Origin of the sequence: Achromobacter sp. RW408, from assembly GCF_003184165.1 — a bacterium.
In the GTDB taxonomy this organism is placed as follows: Bacteria; Pseudomonadota; Gammaproteobacteria; order Burkholderiales; family Burkholderiaceae_B; genus Achromobacter; species Achromobacter xylosoxidans.
Window position 1 is genome coordinate 463,749 of record NZ_QHHO01000049.1, and the last position, 19,429, is coordinate 483,177.

The following is a 19,429-nucleotide window of genomic DNA, read 5'->3' on the forward strand; positions in this document are numbered from 1 at the left end:
CATGTCCAGCATTCCCAGTCCCGTCCTCGGCACGCCCCTGTCCCCCCTGGCCACCCGCGTCATGCTGCTCGGGTCGGGCGAACTGGGCAAAGAGGTCATCATCGCCCTGCAGCGGCTGGGCGTGGAAGTCATTGCGGTGGACCGGTATGCGGACGCACCCGGACACCAGGTGGCGCATCGCGCGCACGTGGTGTCGATGACGGATCCCGAAGCCCTGGAAAAGGTCATCCGGCAGGAGCAGCCGCACGTTATTGTCCCCGAAATCGAGGCCATTGCCACCAATTTGCTGGTGCAGCTCGAATCGGCCGGCGTGGCGCGGGTCACGCCGACCGCCCGGGCGGCGCAACTGACCATGAACCGCGAGGGCATCCGCCGCCTGGCGGCCGAGACCCTGGGCCTGCCCACGTCGCCCTATGCCTTCGTCGACACGGAAGACGAGTTGCGCCAGGCCATCGATGGCGGCATCGGCTATCCCTGCGTCATCAAGCCGGTCATGTCCTCGTCCGGCAAGGGCCAGTCCCTCATCAAGGCGCCCGAAGAGGTCGCGTCCGCCTGGCGCTACGCCCAGGAAGGCGGCCGGGTCGGGGGCGGCCGCGCCATCGTCGAGGGATTCATTCGCTTCGACTACGAGATCACCCTGTTGACCGTCCGGGCGCGCGGCGCCGACGGCCAGGTCGAGACCCGCTATTGCGAGCCGATCGGCCACAAGCAGGTCGACGGCGACTATGTCGAAAGCTGGCAGCCGCATCCCATGTCGCCGGCCGCGCTGGCGCGGGCCCGCGAGATCGCGTCGGCGGTCACGGCGGAATTGGGCGGGCTGGGCATCTTCGGTGTCGAACTTTTCGTGGCCGGTGACCAGGTCTGGTTTTCGGAAGTGAGCCCGCGGCCGCACGATACGGGCATGGTCACCATGATCACCCAGGCTCAGAACGAATTCGAGCTGCACGCCCGGGCCCTGCTGGGGCTGCCGGTGGACACCTCGCTGCGCCAGCCCGGCGCCAGCAGCGTCATCTATGGCGGTGTCGACGCCCAGGCCGTGTCGTTCCACAACGTGGCGCAGGCCCTGGCCGAGCCCGGCACCGACATCCGCCTGTTCGGCAAACCCGAATCCTTCGTCAAGCGCCGCATGGGCGTGGGCCTGGCCGTGGCGGGCGACGTCGCGGCGGCCCGTGCCAAGGCCAAGCGCGTTTCCGCCGCCGTGACCGTCAAGGCCGGCTGACCTTCCCGCTTTCCCGGGCGCTTGGCGCCCGGCTTCCCGTTGTTTCCCGCCACCGCCCCCACCGGCCGGTGGCTTTTTTTCGTCGTTCGGCCGCAACAAACGCCGATTGAATCCACGGCGAAAGCGGTTGAATACGCTGCGCTTGCGATCTTGCCCCCACCGGGAGTGTGGTTTGTGTTTTCGCACAGTTTGTTCGATAATTTCAGGAATTTCTGAAAACGGCGTAACTATTTATGTTTGCGCCGTTGCATTTGTCGGCCTGGATTCCTCATGGTGCTTACCCCCCAAAACGAACGTTTCGTCCTGCACTTCGGCGAAATGGGTAGCCGTTGGGGCGTGAACCGCACCGTCGGCCAGATCTACGCCTTGCTGTTCCTGGCGCCCCAGCCCCTGCATGCCGACGACATCGCCGAAACGCTCGGCTTTTCCCGCTCGAACGTCAGCCTGGGCCTGAAGGAGCTGCAATCCTGGCGCCTGGTGAAGCTGGTGCACCAGGTCGGCGACCGCCGCGACTACTTCGAGACCCCCAAGGATGTGTGGGAGATCTTCCGCATCCTCATGGAAGAAAAGCGCAAGCGCGAGATCGATCCCACCCTGACCCTGCTGCGCGACACGCTGCTCGAGCCCCCGAGCGGGCCCGATGGCGCCTACGCCCAGCAGCGCATGACCGAAATGCTGGAGCTCATCGAACTGTCCACCGGATGGTTCGATGAGGTTCAACGTCTGCCGCCGGAGACACTGCAGAACCTGATGAAACTGGGTTCGAAGGTGCAGAAAGTGCTGGGCTTCGCCGGCAAGTTGCGGGGCAAGGGTTGATTTTTGATCTGCCCCGTTTTTTTCAGGAAACCTCTATGAAGCTGTATACAACGCCCTTATCATGGCGCCAGAGTCGGCCTGGGAACCATGCCGGTTGCTGTGGCTACTCACCTGCAAGGGAGCGCCTCAATGATTGATCTCGACGTCGTCAACCTGTCGCGATTCCAGTTTGCCGCGACCGCGCTGTACCACTTCCTCTTCGTCCCCCTCACGCTCGGCCTGTCGTTCATCCTGGCCATCATGGAGAGCGTGTACGTCATGACTGGCCGCCCCATCTGGAAGCGGATGACAATGTTCTGGGGCACCCTGTTCGGCATCAACTTCGCGCTGGGCGTGGCCACGGGCGTGGTCATGGAGTTCCAGTTCGGCATGAACTGGTCGTACTACAGCCACTACGTGGGCGACATCTTCGGCGCGCCGCTGGCGCTCGAAGGGCTGATGGCCTTCTTCCTGGAAGCCACCTTCGTCGGCCTGTTCTTCTTCGGCTGGAACCGCATGTCCAAGGTCAGCCACCTGGTGGTGACCTGGCTGGTGGCGTTCGGCACCAACTTCTCGGCGCTATGGATCCTGATCGCCAACGGCTGGATGCAGAACCCGGTGGGCGCGGTGTTCAACCCCGACACCATGCGCATGGAAATGACCGACTTCGCCGCGGTGATCTTCAACCCGGTGGCGCAGGCCAAGTTCGTGCACACGGTCAGCGCGGGCTACGTCGCGGGCGCCATGTTCGTCATGGCGATCAGCGCCTGGTACCTGCTCAAGGGCCGCCACACCGACCTGGCCAAGCGCTCGATGGCGGTGGCCGCCAGCTTCGGCCTGGCTTCTGCGCTGTCGGTGGTGGTGCTGGGTGACGAAAGCGGTTATCTCACCACCGAGCACCAGAAGATGAAGATCGCGGCCATGGAATCCATGTGGCACACCGAGCCGGCGCCCGCGTCCTTCAACCTGATCGCGCTGCCCAACCAGGCCGAACGCAAGAACGACTTCGCCATCGAGATCCCCTACGTCATGGGCATCATCGGCACGCGTTCGCTGACGACGCCGCTGCTGGGCATCAACGACCTGATCCTGCGGGCCGAGAACCGCATTCGCGACGGCATGGTGGCGTACGATGCGCTGCAGAAGATACGCGCCAATCCCAAGGACGTCGACGCGCGCATGGTGTTCGACCGCACCTGGCCCGATCTCGGCTACGCGCTGCTGGTCAAGCGCTACCAGCCAGACATGAGCAAGGTCACCGAGGAAGACATCAAGAAGGCCGCGGTGGATACCGTGCCGAACGTGGCGCCGCTGTTCTGGGCGTTCCGCATCATGGTGGCCGTGGGCATGTACCTGATCCTGTTCTTCGGCGTGGCGTTCTGGCTGGCCTCGCGCGGCCGCCTGGACAGCCGTCGCGGCCTGCTGAAGGTGGCGCTGTGGAGCCTGCCCCTGCCCTGGGTCGCCATCGAGAGCGGCTGGTTCGTGGCCGAGTACGGCCGCCAGCCGTGGGTGATCGAAGGCGTGCTGCCGACGTACTACGCGGCATCGGGCCTGACTATCGCCGACCTGGCCATCAGCCTGACGATCTTCCTGGTGCTGTACACCGCGCTGCTGATCATTGGCGTGAAGGTCATGCTGCACGCCGTGCGCAAGGGCCCGAAGTCCGACGCGCCGGCCCCGGCCAGCGCCGCCGCCGATCCCGTCCACGCCGCCGTGCGCGCTTAAGGGGAGAGAAACAATGGATACCCTTATTCCTTTCGACTACGCCACCTTGCGGGTGGTCTGGTGGGTGCTGCTGGGCGCGCTGCTGATCGGCTTTGCCGTCATGGACGGCTTCGACCTGGGCGTGGCCGCGCTGTTGCCGGTGGTCGCCAAGACCGATGCCGAACGCCGCGTGGTGATCAACGTGGTCGGCCCCGTGTGGGAAGGCAACCAGGTGTGGCTGATCACCGCGGGCGGCGCCATCTTCGCCGCCTGGCCGCTGTTGTATGCCGCTTCGTTCTCGGGCTTCTACCTGGCGATGATGCTGGCGCTGATCGCGCTGATCCTGCGTCCGGTCGGGTTCAAGTACCGCAGCAAGATGGAAGGCACGCGCTGGCGCAACAGTTGGGACGGCGTGCTGTGCTTCTCGGGCGTGGTGGCCTCGCTGGTGTTTGGCGTGGCCGTGGGCAACATCATCCTCGGCGTGCCGTTCACGTTCGACGACAACGCGCTGCGCATGGTGTACCAGGGCCATTTCTACCAGTTGTTCACGCCCTTCGCGCTGCTGTGCGGCGTGTTGAGCGTGTTGATGCTGGCCATGCACGGCGCCGTGCTGCTGGCGTGGCGCACCGAGGACCCGGTGTCGTCGCGGGCCCGTAACTGGGGCCGCCTGTGCGCGCTGCTGACGCTGGCGCTGTTCGTCGCGGGCGGCTTCTGGGTGGCCAAGCTGGGCGGCCATGCGATCACCAGCACTGTCGACCTGCAAGGGCCGTCGGACCCCATGCTCAAGACGGTCGCCGTGGCGCCGGGCGCCTGGATGGCCAACTACGCCAAGTGGCCGCTGATGTGGATCGCGCCGGCGTTGGGCGTGGCCGGCGCCGTGCTGGTGCTGCTGCTGTTGACGCTGCGTGCCAACGTGCTGTCGTTCCTGGCCTCGGCGGTATCGATCGCCGGGATCATCCTGACGGTCGGCTTTTCGCTGTTCCCGTTCCTGATGCCCTCGTCCAGCAACCCGAAGGCGGGCTTGACGGTCTGGGACGCCTCCTCCAGCCACATGACGTTGTGGATCATGGTGATCGCCGTCGTCATCTTCCTGCCCATCGTGACGCTCTACACCGCCTGGGTGTACCGCGTGATGCGGGGCAAGGTGACCCACGCATCCGTGGGCGACACGCCCAACTCATACTGACAAGGAGTTTGCACCATGTGGTATTTCTCATGGGTACTCGGCCTGGGATTGGCGTGTGCGTTCGCCATCCTCAATGCAATGTGGTTCGAGCTGCGCGAAGGTCACTCGCATGACCCGCGCGCCAACCGCGACGACGAGTGAACGGCCGCGCGAGCAGCCTGGAGCACGATCCCTCGGCCAGCCTGCGCAAGCCGCCGCGCGAGCAATCGCGCTGGTTGATGGCGCTGGCCGGGGTGGCGCGGCTCCCGCTGATGTTGGCCGGCGCCGCGCCCCTGGCGTCGGGCGCGCTGCTGGTGGCGCAGGCCTGGCTGCTGGCCAGCGTGCTGGATGCCGCCATCGTCCGGCACGTCGCGCGCCAGGAGTTGCTGGGGCAGATCCTGGCCATCGTGGCCCTGATCCTGGTGCGTGCATGCATTACCTGGGCGGGTGAGCGCGCCGGGGCGGACGCCGCCGAACGCATCAAGCGCCATGTGCGCCAGGCCCTGTTTGCGCGCCTGCTGCAAAAAGGACCTGACTGGAGCCGCAGACAGGCCTCGGGTGAAATCGCCAGCGCGCTGGTGGATCAGGTCGAGGCGCTCGACGGCTTTTTCGCCAAGTACCTGCCGGCCATGGCCGCGGCGGCGCTGCTGCCGGTGGCGTTTTCGGTATTGCTGCTGCCGGTCGACGTGATCGCCGGGTTGGTGTTGTTGATCACGGCGCCGCTGATTCCCTTGTTCATGGCGTTGGTGGGCTGGGGCGCGCAAGGCGCCAGCCGCCGCCACCTGCGCGCTTTCGCCCGCCTGTCGGGGTTTTTCGCCGACCGCATGCGCGGCCTGTCGACACTGAAGCTGTACGGTCGCGCCGAGGCCGAGGCGGCGTCCGTGGCCGCGGCCAGCGATGCGCTGCGCCAGCGCACCATGTCCGTGCTGCGCATCGCCTTTCTTTCCTCGGCGGTGCTGGAGTTCTTTGCCGCGCTCGGCGTGGCGGGCGTGGCCGTCTACATCGGTCTGAGCTACCTGGGTTTCCTGGACCTGCGCTGGTCGCCTTTCACGCTGCAGGCCGGGTTGTTCTGCCTGCTGATGGCGCCCGAAGTCTATGCGCCGCTGCGCCAGTTCGCGGCGCACTATCATGACCGCGCCACGGCGTTGGCGGCGGTGTCGCAGATCGCCACGTTGTTCGATGGTCTGCCGCGGGACGAAGGCGTCGCGCCCGCGGCCGATGCGCCGCTGGCGCGCCCGCGGGGCGGCGCTGCGGCAACGGTGGCCGGCCTGACGGTGACGGCACTTGGCCGGCCATCGCCGGTGTTGGCCGATGTGGCCTTGACGCTGGCGCCGGGTGAACATGTGGCGCTGATGGGCCCCAGCGGCATCGGCAAGTCGACCCTGATCGAAGCGATCGCGCGACTGCGCCCCGCCCAGGGCGACATCCGTCTGGACGGGGTGCCCCTGGATCAGTGGGGCGAGGCCGATTTGCGCGCGCGCGTAGCCTTGATCGGGCAGAAGCCGCAACTGCTGGCCGGCTCGATTGCCGACAACATCCGCCTGGGCCGTCCGCAGGCCGACGACGCGGCGCTGCGGGAAGCCGCCCGCCGTGCCTGTGTGCTGGAGTTTGCCGCCGGACTGCCGCAGGGGCTGGACACGCTGTTGGGCAGTCGCGGACATGGCCTGTCGGGCGGCCAGGCGCAGCGCGTCGCGCTGGCACGGCTGTTCCTGCGCGATCCGGGCCTGATCCTGCTGGACGAACCCACCGCGCATCTGGACGAGGCGACACAGGCGCGCGTACTGGACGAGATCCTGGCATTCGCCGCCGGACGGACGCTGTTGCTGGCCACGCATTCGCCCGCGGTCGCCGCGCGTTTTCCGCGGGTGCTGCGCATCGCCGATGCCCAAGTGAAAGACGCATGAAGAATCTATTGCTGCTCCTGCCGCTCTACGCACGCCGCAAGGGCGGGCTGCTGCTGGCGTTGTTCTGCGCCCTGGCGACTGTCGCCGCGGGCGTGGGGCTGCTTGGCGTGTCGGGCTGGTTCCTGACCGGCGCGGCGCTGGCCGGCGCCGGGGGCGCCTTCAACCTGTTCGCGCCGTCCGCGCTGGTGCGCGGCCTGTCGTTCCTGCGGATCGTTTCGCGCTACGCCGACCGCGTGGTCGGGCATGCGGCCACGCTGCGCCTGTTGGCGGATTTGCGCGCGGCGGTGTTCGCCGCGCTGATCCGGTTGACGCCACGACAGCTGGCGCGCTATCGCAGCGGCGACCTGGTGGCCCGCATGACCGGCGATGTCGATGCGCTGGACACCGTCTTCCTGTTCGTGCTGGCGCCGCTGGCTACCGCCATCCTGGCCGGCGCGGCGCTGACGGCGGTGCTGGGCTATTGGGTGCCCGCGGCCGCGCTGGTGTTCGCGCTGGCCCTGCTGACGGTTTGCGTGCTGGTGCCGCTGTGGCTGCTGCGGGCGGCGCGCGCGCCTGGCGCGGCGGCGCAGGAAAGCGCCGCCGGATTGCGCGCCGCGACGTTGGACGCGGTCGATGGCCATGCCGACATGGTGGCGCTGCACGCGCAGGCGCAGACCCATGCGCATTTCGAACGGCTGTGCGAGACCAGCGCCAGGGCGCGCGCCAGCCAGGCGCGGGTGGCCGCCAGGGGGCAGTGGTTCCTGCAGGCGGCGGCGGGGCTGTCGCTGGTGGCCTTGCTGTGGTTCGGCCTGGCGCAGCATGAAGCCGGCGCGCTGGAGGGGCCGCTGCTGGCGGGCCTGCTGCTGGCCGTGATCGGCATTTTCGAAGTGGCGGGTCCCATCATGCGCGGGGCCTCGCGCATGGGTTCGGCCCTGTCGGCCGCGCAGCGCATCCGCGATGTGGCGCAGCGTGAACCCGACATGCGCGATCCGGTCGCGCCCAGTCCGCTGCCGCGACGCGGCGCATTGGAAATGGTGGACGTGACGTTCGCCTATCCGGCCAGGTCGGCGGAGGCGCCCGCGCCATTGCTGCGCGATCTGCGCCTGCGGGTGGAGCCGGGCGAACGGGTGGCGATCCTGGGCGAAAGCGGCGTGGGCAAGTCCACCTTGCTGCACCTGCTGCTGCGCCTTGAGGATCCGCTGGCGGGCCAGGTGCGCTACGCCGATGTGGACGCCCGCGCCTGCGCCCAGGCCGACTGGCATCGACGCATCGTCTTGTTGTCGCAGGATGCGCCGGTATTCCTGGGAACGCTGCGCACCAACCTGCTGATCGGCGACCCGCAGGCCGACGATGCCACGCTGTGGCGCGCCCTTGACGCGGCCCGGCTGGGGGAGTTCGTGCGCGGCCTGCCCGACGGCCTGGATACCTGGACCGGCGAGACCGGCTCGCAATTGTCCGCCGGCCAGGCGCGGCGTCTGTGTCTGGCGCGCGCCTTGCTGTCGCCGGCAGAGGTCATCGTGCTGGACGAGCCGACGGCCGGTCTGGACGGCGCGGCCGAAGCCGCGTTCTTCGCCGACCTGGGGCAGGCGGTGCAGGGGCGCACGGTCGTGCTGGCGACGCACGCCGCATTGCCCGCCGGCGCCGTCGACCGCTGTTGCATATTGCGCGGCGGACAGTTGCATGACGTGTCATCGCCGATGGCAATCCTGGCTTAAGCGCGGTTGCGCGGTTATAGTTCGCGTTGCTTCAATTCTTCAGGGCCGTCTTCCATGCAGACCGACAACGCCGAGTACATCCGGCGCACCATCCGCAGCGTTCCAGACTGGCCCCAACCCGGCATCATTTTCCGGGACATCACGCCGGTGCTGCAGGATCCTCGTGCGTTCCGGGTGCTGATCGATCTCTTCGTCTACCGCTACATGCGCCAGCGCCTGGACCTGGTGGCCGGCGTGGACGCGCGCGGTTTCATCATCGGCAGCGTGCTGGCCTATGAACTCAACCTGGGTTTCGTGCCGGTGCGCAAGAAGGGCAAGCTGCCTTATCGCACGGTGGCCGAGGAATACTCGCTGGAATACGGCAATGCCGCCGTCGAAATGCACACGGATTCCGTGCGCACGGGGCAGCGTGTCCTGCTGGTGGATGACCTGATCGCCACCGGCGGCACCATGCTGGCGGCGATCAAGCTGTTGCAGCGCCTGGGTGCGAACGTGGTCGAGGCCGCCGCCATCATCGACCTGCCCGAGTTGGGCGGTTCGGCCAAGATCGCGGCCACCGGCACGCCCTTGTACACCGTCTGTCAGTACGACAGCGCGTCCGTCTGAAACGCGGCGGCGAGCCCGAAGGAAAAGGGCTCAGGCGTCCGACAGCCGCGGCTGGATGAAGTCCAGGAAAGCCTTGGTCTTGGCGGGCAGCATGCGTGACGGCAGCAGGGCGAACAGGGGCAAGGGCGTCAGGCTCCAGTCGGGCAATACCCGCACCAGTCCGGCCTGCTTGATCGCGCGCTCCATCGCATCGAACACCAGCAGTGGCGTGATACCCAGCCCCTGGCCGGCCAGGCGTCCCAGCATGCCGACGTTGTTGGCGGACAGCCGCCCGGAGACCTGCACGCGCTCGACCTTGTCGCCTGAATGAAGCATCCAGAAGGATGACTCGTCGCGCATCGTCGGCCGCAGGCATTCGTGATGCGTCAGGTCGGCCGGCACCCGCGGTTCGCCGTGGCGTGCCAGGTAATCCGGCGAGGCATACAGCTGGTGGGCCATCAGCACGATCTTGCGTGAAATCAGGCTGGAATCGGGTTGCTGCCCGAATCGAAGGATCAGGTCGAATGGATTGCTGATGGGATCGATCGGCCGCATGCTCAGATCGAAATCGCACTCGATATCCGGATGCTGTTCGCGGAATTCGCGGATCACGGCGGGCAGGAACAACTGCGCCAGGCTGGTCGGCAGCGAGATGCGCAGGCGGCCCTTGGGCTGCACCGCCATATCGAGCAACTGATCGTGGGCGATGCGGGCTTCTTCGACGATGTGCCGGCACCGCTCGAAATAGATGGCGCCGGCTTCGGTCAGGTCGATCTTGCGGGTGCTGCGGTTGAGCAGCCGCATGCCTACGCTGCGCTCGAGTTCGCTGACACGGCGTGACAGCGTGGACGTCGGAATATTCAAGGCTTCCGCGGCATGGCTGAAGTTCTTGCGCTTGGCGACCTCGACGAAAAGCGCGATGTCGTTAAGCTGGATGTCCATGGAGCCCTCGATTTCAATTCCATTTCTGGCAGGGTCATATGATAAATGGAATTATTGTCCCGACAGTGGAAATGTCTATTTAGTTAGGACAAAGAAACTTCGGGGCGCGGCTGCGCCCATTTTTCGTTACACGGCTGGCGCGTAGCTGAATGGACGACGACGGATCACATCGGAGCAAGGTCGGCATTGCGCAATTGATGCGCAGGTTCCGCGTATGTGCTCCGCAATTGTCCCGCATATGCAAATATGTTCACCAAAATAAGGGTTTTTACTAAGGCCTGATCGCCAGATACTTCACCCCAGCAATCGAATTGACACATTGCCGCCGTCGCCCTGGCGGCGGACGGTGTGCCAGGTTTAGGATGGAGTCAACGCAATGAAAGCCCTAGCTACCGCAATCATGGTTACCGCAACGCTCGCGGGCATGTCCGCCGCCCACGCCGAAGGCAAGACCCGCGAACAGGTCCAGCAGGAACTGCAGGCCGCCAAGGCCGCCGGCCAGGTCACGTTCGGCGAACAGGATTACCCCCCCGCCATTCCCCAGCAGACCAACCTGACGCGCGAACAGGTCCAGCAGGAGCTGCAAAGCGCCAAGGCCGCCGGCCAGGTCACCACCGGCGAGCTGGATTACCCGCCGCGTGCCGCCGCCCCGCAGGCCATGGGCAAGACGCGCGAGCAGGTGCGCGAAGAACTGGCCCAGGCCAAGGCCCGCGGCGAATACACCTTCGGTGAACTCGACTACCCGCCCAAGGGGCGCTGAGTCGTCACGGCCGCGCCGCATGGAGGCATAAGCCCCTGCAAGGGGTTTTGCCTTTGATGCGGGAGGCTGCGTGTGGCCTCGCATGTGGTGTTTATGCCGCAAAAATTGTGCGGCTCGCGCAACAGGTGATGTCGATCGCCCGGCCCGCCGGGCCACGTCGCGGAGGCCGTCGCGGCGCGATTGCGAGCAACAATTCGCATTTGATATCAAGGCGTTAAAGCGCGTTCCTCGAGGTGCGGAAGCGGCTGCCGCCGCGCATTATCCCACCCATGGAAAGTAGTTCTTCGAAATTCGGATTACTTCAAATTGTTCCAGGTCCGACACTAGATTCAGTGCAGACGCCGCTCGCTTTTTCGTAGCGGCACGCAGCCCGAAGCGGAACCCGCCGTACGGATGCGGATTGCCTTTATCTTGCCATTTCGAGGACTCTCATGAAAAAGACGCTATTGGCTGTCGCGTTGCTGACCGGCTTTGCCGGTGCCGCGCAGGCTGCCGACTCCGTGACGCTGTACGGCTTGATCGACGCCGGTATCGGCTACGAAAAAGTCAAATTCAACGGCAATTCGCAAAGCCGCGTCGCCGGCGTGCAGGGCGTGAGCAGCGGTTCGCGCTTCGGCCTGCGCGGCTCGGAAGACCTGGGCGATGGCTTGCGCGCCGTGTTCAACCTGGAAGGCGGCTTCGGCCCGATGAACGGCCAGTCGCTGCAAAGCGGCCGTCTCTGGGGCCGCCAGGCCACCGTGGGCCTGGACAGCGACTCGTGGGGCCGCCTGGAATTCGGCCGCCAGACCAACCTGGCCTCGAAGTACTTCGGCTCGATCGACCCGTTCTCGATCAGCTACAACAACGCCAACCTGGGCACCACGTTCAGCAGCGCCAACACGATGCGCCTGGACAACATGGTGCTGTACCAGACCCCCAGCATGGACGGCTTCAAGATCGGCGTGGGCTATTCGTTCAGCGCCGATGACAGCGTTGAAGACGGCGTCAAGGAAAAGCACCAGACCGGCTTTGCCACGGGCAACAACAACCGTGTGCTGACCGCGGGTGTGCAATACCTGAACGGCCCGCTGAACCTGGCGGCAGCCTATGACCGCTTCAATCCGTCCAATGACAACATCGGCGGCAAGTCCAGCGCGCGTATCCAGTCGTACCTGATTGGCGGCACCTACGACTTCGAGGTGGTCAAGTTGGCGGCGGCTTTCGGCCAGACTCGCGACGGCTGGTTCGTAGGCCAGAACATGGGCACCACGCCGGACGGCATGCAGAAGTTCGGCACGTTCAAGCTGGCCGACGGCTTCCGCGCCAATTCCTACATGATCGGCGCCACCGTGCCGCTGGGCCGCCACGCTGTCTTCGGCTCGTGGCAGCGCGCCACGCCGAGCAACGACAAGCTGACCGGCGACGACGCGACCTTCAACGTCTACAGCCTGGGCTACACGTACGACTTCACCAAGCGCACCAACCTGTATGCGTATGCGTCCTACGCCGACAACTACGCGTTCCAGCGCGATGCCAGCGACACCGCCTTCGCGGTGGGTCTGCGTCACCGGTTCTAAGCGCAGGCGCCGGCCTGGCTGCACCTTGCTGAATGCGCGGCACATCTCCGTGAGCCGCCGAGTGACAGCGAACCCCCCCTCCAGGTTGCAGCCGGGCGGGTCTTGAGCAAAGAAGGGCAGGGCCTCCGTTTGGAGGCCCTCTCGCTTTCCGGACCGGGAATTACAGGAACAGCTTGTAGGCCGGGTTGTCGGTCTCGTTCCAGTGCGGATAGCCGAGCTCGGCCACGAAGTTGCGGAATTGCTTCTTGTCGGCCGGCGGCACCTGGATGCCGATCAGGATGCGGCCGTAGTCGGCGCCCTGGTTGCGGTAGTGGAACAGGCTGATGTTCCATTCCGGGTTCATCGCGTTCAGAAAGCGCATCAGCGCGCCCGGCCGCTCGGGAAATTCGAAGCGGTACAGCAACTCGTCGCGCGCCTGCGCCGAGCGGCCGCCGACCATGTGGCGCAAGTGGGTCTTGGCCATTTCGTCGTGCGTCAGGTCCAGCGTATCGAAGCCATGGCGGCGGAAGTGGCCCGCAATCCTGTCGGGTTCGGTCGGCGCTGAAACCTGCAGGCCGACGAAGACATGGGCGCGGTCGGAATCGGAGATGCGGTAATTGAATTCGGTCACGCTGCGCTCGCCGACCAGTTCGCAGAAGCGGCGGAAGCTGCCGCGCTGTTCCGGCATGGTGACGGCGAAGACGGCCTCGCGCATCTCGCCGACCTCGGCGCGTTCGGCCACGAAACGCAGGCGGTCGAAGTTCATGTTGGCGCCGCAGGCGATGGCCACCAGCGTCTTGTCCTTGAGCTTGTGTTCGGCGGCGTACTGCTTGGCGCCCGCCACGGCCATGGCGCCGGCCGGCTCCAGCACGCTGCGGGTGTCCTGGAACACGTCCTTGATGGCGGCGCAGATGGAATCGGTGTCCACCACGACGAAATCATCGACGTATTTGCGGGTGAGCTTGAAGGTCTCGGCGCCGACCAGCTTGACCGCGGTGCCATCGGAGAACAGCCCTACGTCGTTCAACTGCACGCGGCGGCCGGCGCGCACGCTGCGCAGCATGGCGTCGGAGTCTTCGGTCTGCACGCCGATGATCTTGATCTCGGGGCGCAGCTGTTTGATGTAGGCGGCCACGCCGGCGATCAGGCCGCCTCCGCCGATGGCCACGAAGATGGCGTCGATCGGGCCGGGATGCTGGCGCAGGATCTCCATGCCGACCGTGCCCTGGCCCGCGATCACGTCGGGATCGTCGAAGGGGTGCACGAAGGTCAGTTTTTCCTTTTTCTCCAGCGTCTGCGCGTGGGCGTAGGCATCGGAGAAGCTTTCGCCGGCCAGCACCACTTCGCCGCCCAGCCGGCGCACCGCGTCGATCTTGACCTGCGGGCTGGTGGTGGGCATGACGATGACCGCGCGGCAGCCGAGCCGGGACGCGGCCAGCGCCACGCCCTGGGCGTGGTTGCCGGCCGAGGCCGCGATCACGCCGCGGTTGCGCGCCGCCGGCGCCAGGTTGGCCATCTTGTTGTACGCCCCGCGCAGCTTGAAGCTGAAGACGGCCTGGGTGTCCTCGCGCTTGAGCAGGATCGTGTTCGCCATGCGCTGCGACAACAGCGGCGCGGCTTCGAGCGGCGATTCGACCGCGACGTCGTAGACCTTGGAGGTCAGGATGCGTTTCAGATAATCGGTGGACATGGACTGCGCGAGGGTTGGGGCGGAAAGAGGGCGGGGCGCGGGCAGGCCCGCGCGCCGCGGCGTGAGCGCGATTATTGCAGGGAAAGCCGCGTCTCCGAGGGTTTTCAGGCGCTTTCGCCACGCACCGGACGGCCGCGGCCGCGCGCGGCTACACTCGCTGGCATCATGGAAGAAAGCCTCCTCTCCGCCGTCCACTGGTTGCTTGGCCTGCTGGCCTTGCCCTCGGTCGGCCTGCCCGCGATCTTCGCGGTGTCGTTGATTTCCGCCACGCTGCTGCCGCTGGGGTCCGAGCCGGCGGTGTTCGGTTATCTGAAACTGTCGCCGGACATGTTCTGGCCCGCCATCCTGGTGGCGACCGCCGGCAACACCATTGGCGGGGCCATCAGCTATGCCATGGGCCTGGGCGCGGAGAAGGCGGTCGAGCGCTGGAAAGAGCGCCACCCGCACGCGCCGGCCGAACGACGCATGCGCGGCCGTTGGCACGAGCGCGCCCACGACTGGATCCACCGCATGGGACCGCCGGCGCTGCTGCTGTCCTGGCTGCCGGCGGTGGGCGATCCGCTGTGCGCCGTGGCCGGATGGCTGCGGCTGCCGTTCTGGCCTTGCGTGGCCTATATGGCCATCGGCAAATTCCTGCGCTATCTGGCCATGACGGCCAGCCTGCTGTGGCTGTTTCCCGGGCAGGTCTAGCGCTGACGTCCCGCTTAATTGGGGACATATAAACATGCAATTGCCCCGGTTTTGGACGCTTCCCAGGGGGTATTCGGGGGCAGTTCCGGCCAATGGCATAAAATAATTTTTTAAGGGCCCCCTCTTGCCGCCATGAACGCCCCACTCGCCAGCCACATCTTGAACGGGGCGACGCCGCCCGCAGCACCCGCGCGACTGCGCGAAATCCCCTACAACTACACGTCGTTTTCCGATCGCGAGATCGTCGGCCGTCTGCTGGGCGATGATGCCTGGAGCCTGCTGACCGACCTGCGCGGCGAACGCCGCACGGGGCGGTCCGCCCGCATGTTGTACGAGGTGCTGGGCGACATCTGGGTGGTGCGCCGCAACCCGTACCTGCAGGACGACCTGCTGGACAATCCCAAGCGCCGCAAGCAGCTGATCGACGCGCTGCACCATCGGCTGGGCGAGATCGACCGCCGCCGTGAACCCGGCGCGCCGGCCGAGGCCGGCCACGATCCGCATCGCGACGAGAAAGTGCTGGGCCTGCTGGGTCGGGCGCGTTCCGCCATTGCCGCCTTCGAGGGCGAGTTCGACCAGACCGCCATGCTGCGCAAGCAGGCGCAGAAGGTGCTGGGCCGCATCACCGCGCGCGACAACATCAAGTTCGACGGCCTGTCGCGCGTATCGCACGTGACCGACGCCACCGACTGGCGCGTGGAGTACCCCTTCGTGGTGCTGACGCCGGATACGGAAGACGAGGTCGCCGCGCTGGTCACCGCCTGTATCGAGCTGGGCCTGACCATCGTGCCGCGCGGCGGCGGCACCGGCTACACCGGCGGCGCGATTCCGCTGACCTGGAAGTCGGCCGTCATCAACACCGAGAAATTCGACAAGCTGGGCAAGGTCGAGTCCTGTATCCTGCCCGGGCTCACCGAGCCCGTGGCCGTCATCCATGCCGGCGCCGGCGTGGTGACCAAGCGGGTGTCGGAGGCGGCCGAGGCTGCCGGTTTCGTGTTCGCCGTGGACCCGACCTCGGCCGAGGCCTCGTGCGTGGGCGGCAACATCGCCATGAACGCCGGCGGCAAGAAGGCCGTGCTGTGGGGCACCGCGCTCGACAACCTGGCCTGGTGGCGCATGGTCGACCCGGACGGCAACTGGCTCGAAGTGACGCGCCTGGCGCACAACATGGGCAAGATCCATGACGTCGACGTGGCCCGTTTCGAACTCAAGTGGTTCGACGGCCGCGGCAAGCCGGGCGAGCGCCTGCTCAAGACCGAGACCCTGGAAATCGCCGGCCGCGTGTTCCGCAAGGAAGGCCTGGGCAAGGACGTCACCGACAAGTTCCTGGCCGGCCTGCCGGGCATCCAGAAGGAAGGCTGCGACGGCCTGATCACGTCGGCGCGCTGGGTGCTGCACCGCATGCCCAAGCATACGCGCACGGTCTGCATGGAATTCTTCGGCCAGGCGCGCGACGCGATTCCTTCGATCGTCGAGGTCAAGGGCTACCTGGACGGCGAGGGCCGCGCCCGCGGCGCCATCCTGGCCGGCCTGGAGCACCTGGACGAGCGCTACCTGCGCGCGGTGGGCTATGCCACCAAGAGCAAGCGCGGTTCGCTGCCCAAGATGGTGCTGATCGGCGATATCGTCGGCGACGACGAGGACGCCGTGGCCGCGGCCGCCAGCGAAGTGGTGCGCCTGGCTAACACCCGCCACGGCGAAGGCTTCGTCGCGGTGAGCGCAGAGGCCCGCAAGAAGTTCTGGCTCGACCGCTCGCGCACCGCCGCGATCGCGCGCCACACCAACGCCTTCAAGATCAACGAAGACGTGGTGATCCCGCTGCCGCGCATGGGCGAATACACCGACCATATCGAGCGCATCAACATCGAGCTGTCGACCCGCAACAAGCTGCGCCTGCTGGGCGCGCTGGACGACTACCTCTGTACGCCCTTGCCGGTCGGCAAGGCCGAGGACGCCGCCGACGACGATGAAACCCGCGCCGAGGTGCTGGCCGAGCGCACGCGCCAGGCCATCGAGCTGCTGGCCGCCGCGCGCCAGCGTTGGCAGTGGCTGTTGGACAACCTGGACCTGCCGCTGGCCGACGCCATGCCGCAGCTGGAAACGCTGGGTATGGGCCACCTGCGCGCCACGCTGGCCGAGCGCCTGGCGGCGCAGCCGCAGGCGCGCGTGTTCGATGTGGTGCAGGACCGCACCATCCGCGTGTCATGGAAGACCGAGGTGCTGGCCGGCCTGCAGGCCGCGTTCTCGGGCGCGGCGCGCAAGCCGATCCTGGACGAGCTGGTGGCGATCCATGGCCGCGTGCTCAAGAGCCGCGTATTCGTGGCGCTGCACATGCACGCCGGCGACGGCAACGTGCACACCAACATTCCGGTCAACTCGGACGACTACGGCATGCTGCAGGAGGCCCACCAGGCCGTCGAGCGCATCATGCAGATCGCGCGCGACCTGGACGGCGTGATCTCGGGCGAGCACGGCATCGGCCTGACCAAGTACGAGTTCCTGACGGAGGCTGAACTGGCGCCGTTCCAGGAATACAAGCGTCGCGTCGATCCCAACGGCCACTTCAACGCCGGCAAGCTGATGCCCGGCGCCGACCTGCGCCACGCCTGGACGCCCAGCTTCAACCTGATGGGCCACGAATCGCTCATCATGCAGCAGAGCGACATCGGCGCCATCTCCGATTCGATCAAGGACTGCCTGCGCTGCGGCAAGTGCAAGCCGGTCTGCGCCACCCACGTGCCGCGCGCCAACCTGTTGTACTCGCCGCGCAACAAGATCCTGGCGACCTCGCTGCTGGTCGAGGCCTTCCTGTACGAAGAGCAGACCCGCCGCGGCGTCAGCCTGAAGCACTGGGAAGAATTCGAGGACGTGGCCGACCACTGCACCGTTTGCCACAAGTGCTACAACCCCTGTCCGGTCGACATCGACTTCGGCGACGTATCGATGAGCATGCGCGCCGTGCTGCGCCGCATGGGCCGCAAGTCGTTCAATCCGGGCACGGCCAGCGCCATGTTCTTCCTGAACGCCAAGGACCCGGCCACCATCAACGCCACCCGCAAGGCGATGGTGGGGGTGGGCTACAAGGTGCAGCGCGCCGCGCATGACCTGCTGTCGGGCCTGGTGAAGAAGCAGACCTCGGCGCCGCCAGCCACGGTTGGCAAGCCGCCGCTGCGCGAGCAGGTGGTGCACTTCGTCAACAAGAAGATGCCTGGCGGGCTGCCCAAGCAGGCCGCGCGCAAGCTGCTGGACATCGAGGACGCGAACTACGTGCCGATCATCCGCGACCCCAAGGCCACCACGGCCGACACGGAAGCGGTGTTCTACTTCCCGGGCTGCGGTTCGGAACGCCTGTTCTCGCAGGTCGGCCTGGCCACGCAGGCCATGTTGTGGCATGCGGGCGTGCAGACCGTGCTGCCGCCGGGCTATCTGTGCTGCGGCTATCCGCAGCGCGGCAACGGCATGACCGACAAGGCCGAGCAGATCATCACCGACAACCGGGTGCTGTTCCACCGCGTTGCCAACACGCTGAACTACCTGGACATCAAGACCGTGGTGGTCAGCTGCGGCACCTGCTACGACCAACTGGCCGGCTACGAGTTCGAGAAGATCTTCCCGGGCTGCCGCCTGATCGACATCCACGAATACCTGCTGGAAAAGGGCATCAAGCTGGAAGGCGCCAAGGGCGTGCGCTACATGTATCACGACCCCTGCCACACGCCGATGAAGCTGCAGGATCCGATGAAGACGGTGCGTTCTCTGGTGGGCGACGGCGCCGTCAAGAGCGACCGCTGCTGCGGCGAGTCGGGCACGCTCGCCGTCAGCCGGCCGGACATCTCGACCCAGGTGCGCTTTCGCAAGCAGGAAGAGTTGCTCAAGGGCGATGCGGCCTTGCGCAGCGATGGCTTCACGGGCGACGTCAAAGTGCTGACTTCGTGCCCGTCGTGCCTGCAGGGCCTGTCGCGCTACCAGGGTGATACCGGCATGGACGCCGACTACATCGTGGTCGAGATGGCGCGCCACATCCTGGGCGAAGGCTGGATGGAAGACTACGTGCGCCGCGCCAATGCCGGCGGCATCGAGCGCGTGCTGGTGTAGCGACCGGCGCGGCTGGTATGGCGCGAGGAACGCCCGGCGGTAACGCCGGGCGTTTCGCTTTTTGGCGGACCGGCGCACCGGTTGGGCCAACAGAAAGCTTGAGTTGAAATTTTATTGCAAATAACATTGCGTCTCAGTTGTAATGTGAGGCGTCGCTTTCCCCATGCCTGTTTCTTCCCGCTCCCCCCTCCTGGCCGTCGTCCTGGCGGCCGCGGCCAGCCTGCCGGCCCATGCCGCGCGCCAGCCGGTCGCCGAAGCGCCACTGTCCGGCGAAACCGAGTTCCACTGCCGATTTGGCAAGGACAACAGCACCGAGTGCGTCAGCACCTATCGCTACACCATCCTGACCCTGGCCGGGCGCGACCTGGTATCGCGCATCGACCGCAGCTACGCCGAGAACGACAGCCTCAAGGTCGAGCGCGCCGAACTGATCCAGCCGGGCGAAAAGCCGGTGCCGCTGGCCGCCGCCCAGATCGACACCCGCATGGCGCCCAATCCGGACCAGGGCTTCCTGCGCCAGAAGCAGACTTCGCTGGCCTTTCCCAATCTGCGCGTGGGCAGCACCATCGTCTACACCTTGCGTGAACACTTTGCCGGCATCCCTTCGGCCACGCAGTTTCATTACGTGCTGGATCTGCAACCACGCGCCGT

The 19,429-nt window shown here is 66.4% G+C and carries 15 protein-coding genes; 13 read left to right on the plus strand and 2 right to left on the minus strand.

The genetic code is table 11. The annotated features are described in order from the left end of the window. Position 1: 1 nt before the first annotated feature. The 8 genes from purT to DK459_RS21675 all read left to right on the plus strand — a co-directional run bounded on the left by purT (position 2) and on the right by DK459_RS21675 (position 9,087). Entirely contained in the window at positions 2 to 1,219 is a 1,218-nt protein-coding gene (purT, locus tag DK459_RS21640) for a formate-dependent phosphoribosylglycinamide formyltransferase (protein ID WP_006389889.1), read from the plus strand. A 270-nt stretch (positions 1,220 to 1,489) separates the two neighbouring features. Continuing rightward, positions 1,490 to 2,035 carry a GbsR/MarR family transcriptional regulator gene (locus tag DK459_RS21645; RefSeq protein WP_020925982.1) on the plus strand — a complete coding sequence of 182 codons (546 nt, stop codon included), beginning with the start codon at positions 1,490 to 1,492 and terminating at the stop codon, positions 2,033 to 2,035. 129 nt (positions 2,036 to 2,164) lie between these two features. Next, a complete protein-coding gene (locus DK459_RS21650) occupies positions 2,165 to 3,739 on the plus strand; it encodes a cytochrome ubiquinol oxidase subunit I (RefSeq protein ID WP_006389891.1) in 1,575 nt (524 codons plus the stop codon). A 13-nt stretch (positions 3,740 to 3,752) separates the two neighbouring features. Continuing rightward, positions 3,753 to 4,904 carry a cytochrome d ubiquinol oxidase subunit II gene (cydB, locus tag DK459_RS21655; protein WP_006389892.1) on the plus strand — a complete coding sequence of 384 codons (1,152 nt, stop codon included), beginning with the start codon at positions 3,753 to 3,755 and terminating at the stop codon, positions 4,902 to 4,904. A 15-nt stretch (positions 4,905 to 4,919) separates the two neighbouring features. Further along, on the plus strand, positions 4,920 to 5,045 hold the full coding sequence (gene cydX, locus DK459_RS21660) for a cytochrome bd-I oxidase subunit CydX (protein WP_020925984.1): 126 nt from the start codon (positions 4,920 to 4,922) through the stop codon (positions 5,043 to 5,045). Next, positions 5,042 to 6,787 (plus strand): thiol reductant ABC exporter subunit CydD, encoded by a 1,746-nt coding sequence (gene cydD / locus DK459_RS21665; RefSeq protein ID WP_026382133.1) that lies wholly within the window; start codon positions 5,042 to 5,044, stop codon positions 6,785 to 6,787. The genes cydX and cydD overlap by 4 nt, the downstream gene beginning before the upstream one ends. After that, positions 6,784 to 8,481 (plus strand): thiol reductant ABC exporter subunit CydC, encoded by a 1,698-nt coding sequence (gene cydC / locus DK459_RS21670; RefSeq protein WP_070541859.1) that lies wholly within the window; start codon positions 6,784 to 6,786, stop codon positions 8,479 to 8,481. The genes cydD and cydC overlap by 4 nt, the downstream gene beginning before the upstream one ends. Before the next feature lie 54 nt (positions 8,482 to 8,535). Beyond that, positions 8,536 to 9,087 carry an adenine phosphoribosyltransferase gene (locus DK459_RS21675; RefSeq protein WP_006389896.1) on the plus strand — a complete coding sequence of 184 codons (552 nt, stop codon included), beginning with the start codon at positions 8,536 to 8,538 and terminating at the stop codon, positions 9,085 to 9,087. 30 nt (positions 9,088 to 9,117) lie between these two features. Here DK459_RS21675 and DK459_RS21680 read toward each other — a convergent pair whose 3' ends face one another. Beyond that, positions 9,118 to 10,008, minus strand: a complete 891-nt coding sequence (locus DK459_RS21680) for a LysR family transcriptional regulator (RefSeq protein WP_006389897.1) — start codon at positions 10,006 to 10,008, stop codon at positions 9,118 to 9,120. Between the two features lie 376 nt (positions 10,009 to 10,384). On the opposite strand from DK459_RS21680, the gene DK459_RS21685 reads away from it, so the two are divergent. Both DK459_RS21685 and DK459_RS21690 read left to right on the plus strand, forming a co-directional pair. Continuing rightward, complete coding sequence (locus DK459_RS21685; RefSeq protein ID WP_006389898.1) at positions 10,385 to 10,768, plus strand: DUF4148 domain-containing protein; 384 nt, start codon at positions 10,385 to 10,387, stop codon at positions 10,766 to 10,768. 431 nt (positions 10,769 to 11,199) lie between these two features. Further along, the gene (locus DK459_RS21690) at positions 11,200 to 12,324 is read left to right on the plus strand and encodes a porin (protein ID WP_006389899.1); all 1,125 of its coding nucleotides are present in this window, start codon (positions 11,200 to 11,202) and stop codon (positions 12,322 to 12,324) included. A gap of 160 nt (positions 12,325 to 12,484) precedes the next feature. Here DK459_RS21690 and ilvA read toward each other — a convergent pair whose 3' ends face one another. Further along, entirely contained in the window at positions 12,485 to 13,993 is a 1,509-nt protein-coding gene (ilvA, locus tag DK459_RS21695; protein ID WP_006389900.1) for a threonine ammonia-lyase, biosynthetic, read from the minus strand. A gap of 165 nt (positions 13,994 to 14,158) precedes the next feature. Here ilvA and DK459_RS21700 point away from each other — a divergent pair, with 165 nt between their 5' ends. The 3 genes from DK459_RS21700 to DK459_RS30830 form a co-directional block, all read left to right on the plus strand. Beyond that, positions 14,159 to 14,683: a YqaA family protein gene (locus tag DK459_RS21700; protein WP_020925988.1), complete on the plus strand. Its 525-nt coding sequence runs from the start codon at positions 14,159 to 14,161 to the stop codon at positions 14,681 to 14,683. Between the two features lie 132 nt (positions 14,684 to 14,815). Continuing rightward, entirely contained in the window at positions 14,816 to 18,778 is a 3,963-nt protein-coding gene (locus DK459_RS21705; protein WP_070541862.1) for an FAD/FMN-binding oxidoreductase, read from the plus strand. A gap of 163 nt (positions 18,779 to 18,941) precedes the next feature. Next, positions 18,942 to 19,429, plus strand: a 488-nt coding sequence (locus tag DK459_RS30830; RefSeq protein ID WP_199234319.1) for a DUF3857 domain-containing protein, incomplete at its 3' end; no start/stop codon positions are given.

Bases quoted from the DNA above. Each gene is read 5' to 3' on its own strand.
- DK459_RS21645 (WP_020925982.1), top strand. From the start codon at position 1,490: ATGGTGCTTACCCCCCAAAACGAACGTTTCGTCCTGCACTTCGGCGAA.
- cydX (WP_020925984.1), top strand. From the start codon at position 4,920: ATGTGGTATTTCTCATGGGTACTCGGCCTGGGATTGGCGTGTGCGTTC.
- DK459_RS21700 (WP_020925988.1), top strand. From the start codon at position 14,159: ATGGAAGAAAGCCTCCTCTCCGCCGTCCACTGGTTGCTTGGCCTGCTG.
- purT (WP_006389889.1), top strand. From the start codon at position 2: ATGTCCAGCATTCCCAGTCCCGTCCTCGGCACGCCCCTGTCCCCCCTG.
- DK459_RS21680 (WP_006389897.1), bottom strand. From the start codon at position 10,008: ATGGACATCCAGCTTAACGACATCGCGCTTTTCGTCGAGGTCGCCAAG.
- DK459_RS21650 (WP_006389891.1), top strand. From the start codon at position 2,165: ATGATTGATCTCGACGTCGTCAACCTGTCGCGATTCCAGTTTGCCGCG.
- DK459_RS21675 (WP_006389896.1), top strand. From the start codon at position 8,536: ATGCAGACCGACAACGCCGAGTACATCCGGCGCACCATCCGCAGCGTT.
- DK459_RS21705 (WP_070541862.1), top strand. From the start codon at position 14,816: ATGAACGCCCCACTCGCCAGCCACATCTTGAACGGGGCGACGCCGCCC.
- DK459_RS21685 (WP_006389898.1), top strand. From the start codon at position 10,385: ATGAAAGCCCTAGCTACCGCAATCATGGTTACCGCAACGCTCGCGGGC.
- ilvA (WP_006389900.1), bottom strand. From the start codon at position 13,993: ATGTCCACCGATTATCTGAAACGCATCCTGACCTCCAAGGTCTACGAC.
- DK459_RS21690 (WP_006389899.1), top strand. From the start codon at position 11,200: ATGAAAAAGACGCTATTGGCTGTCGCGTTGCTGACCGGCTTTGCCGGT.
- cydB (WP_006389892.1), top strand. From the start codon at position 3,753: ATGGATACCCTTATTCCTTTCGACTACGCCACCTTGCGGGTGGTCTGG.
- cydC (WP_070541859.1), top strand. From the start codon at position 6,784: ATGAAGAATCTATTGCTGCTCCTGCCGCTCTACGCACGCCGCAAGGGC.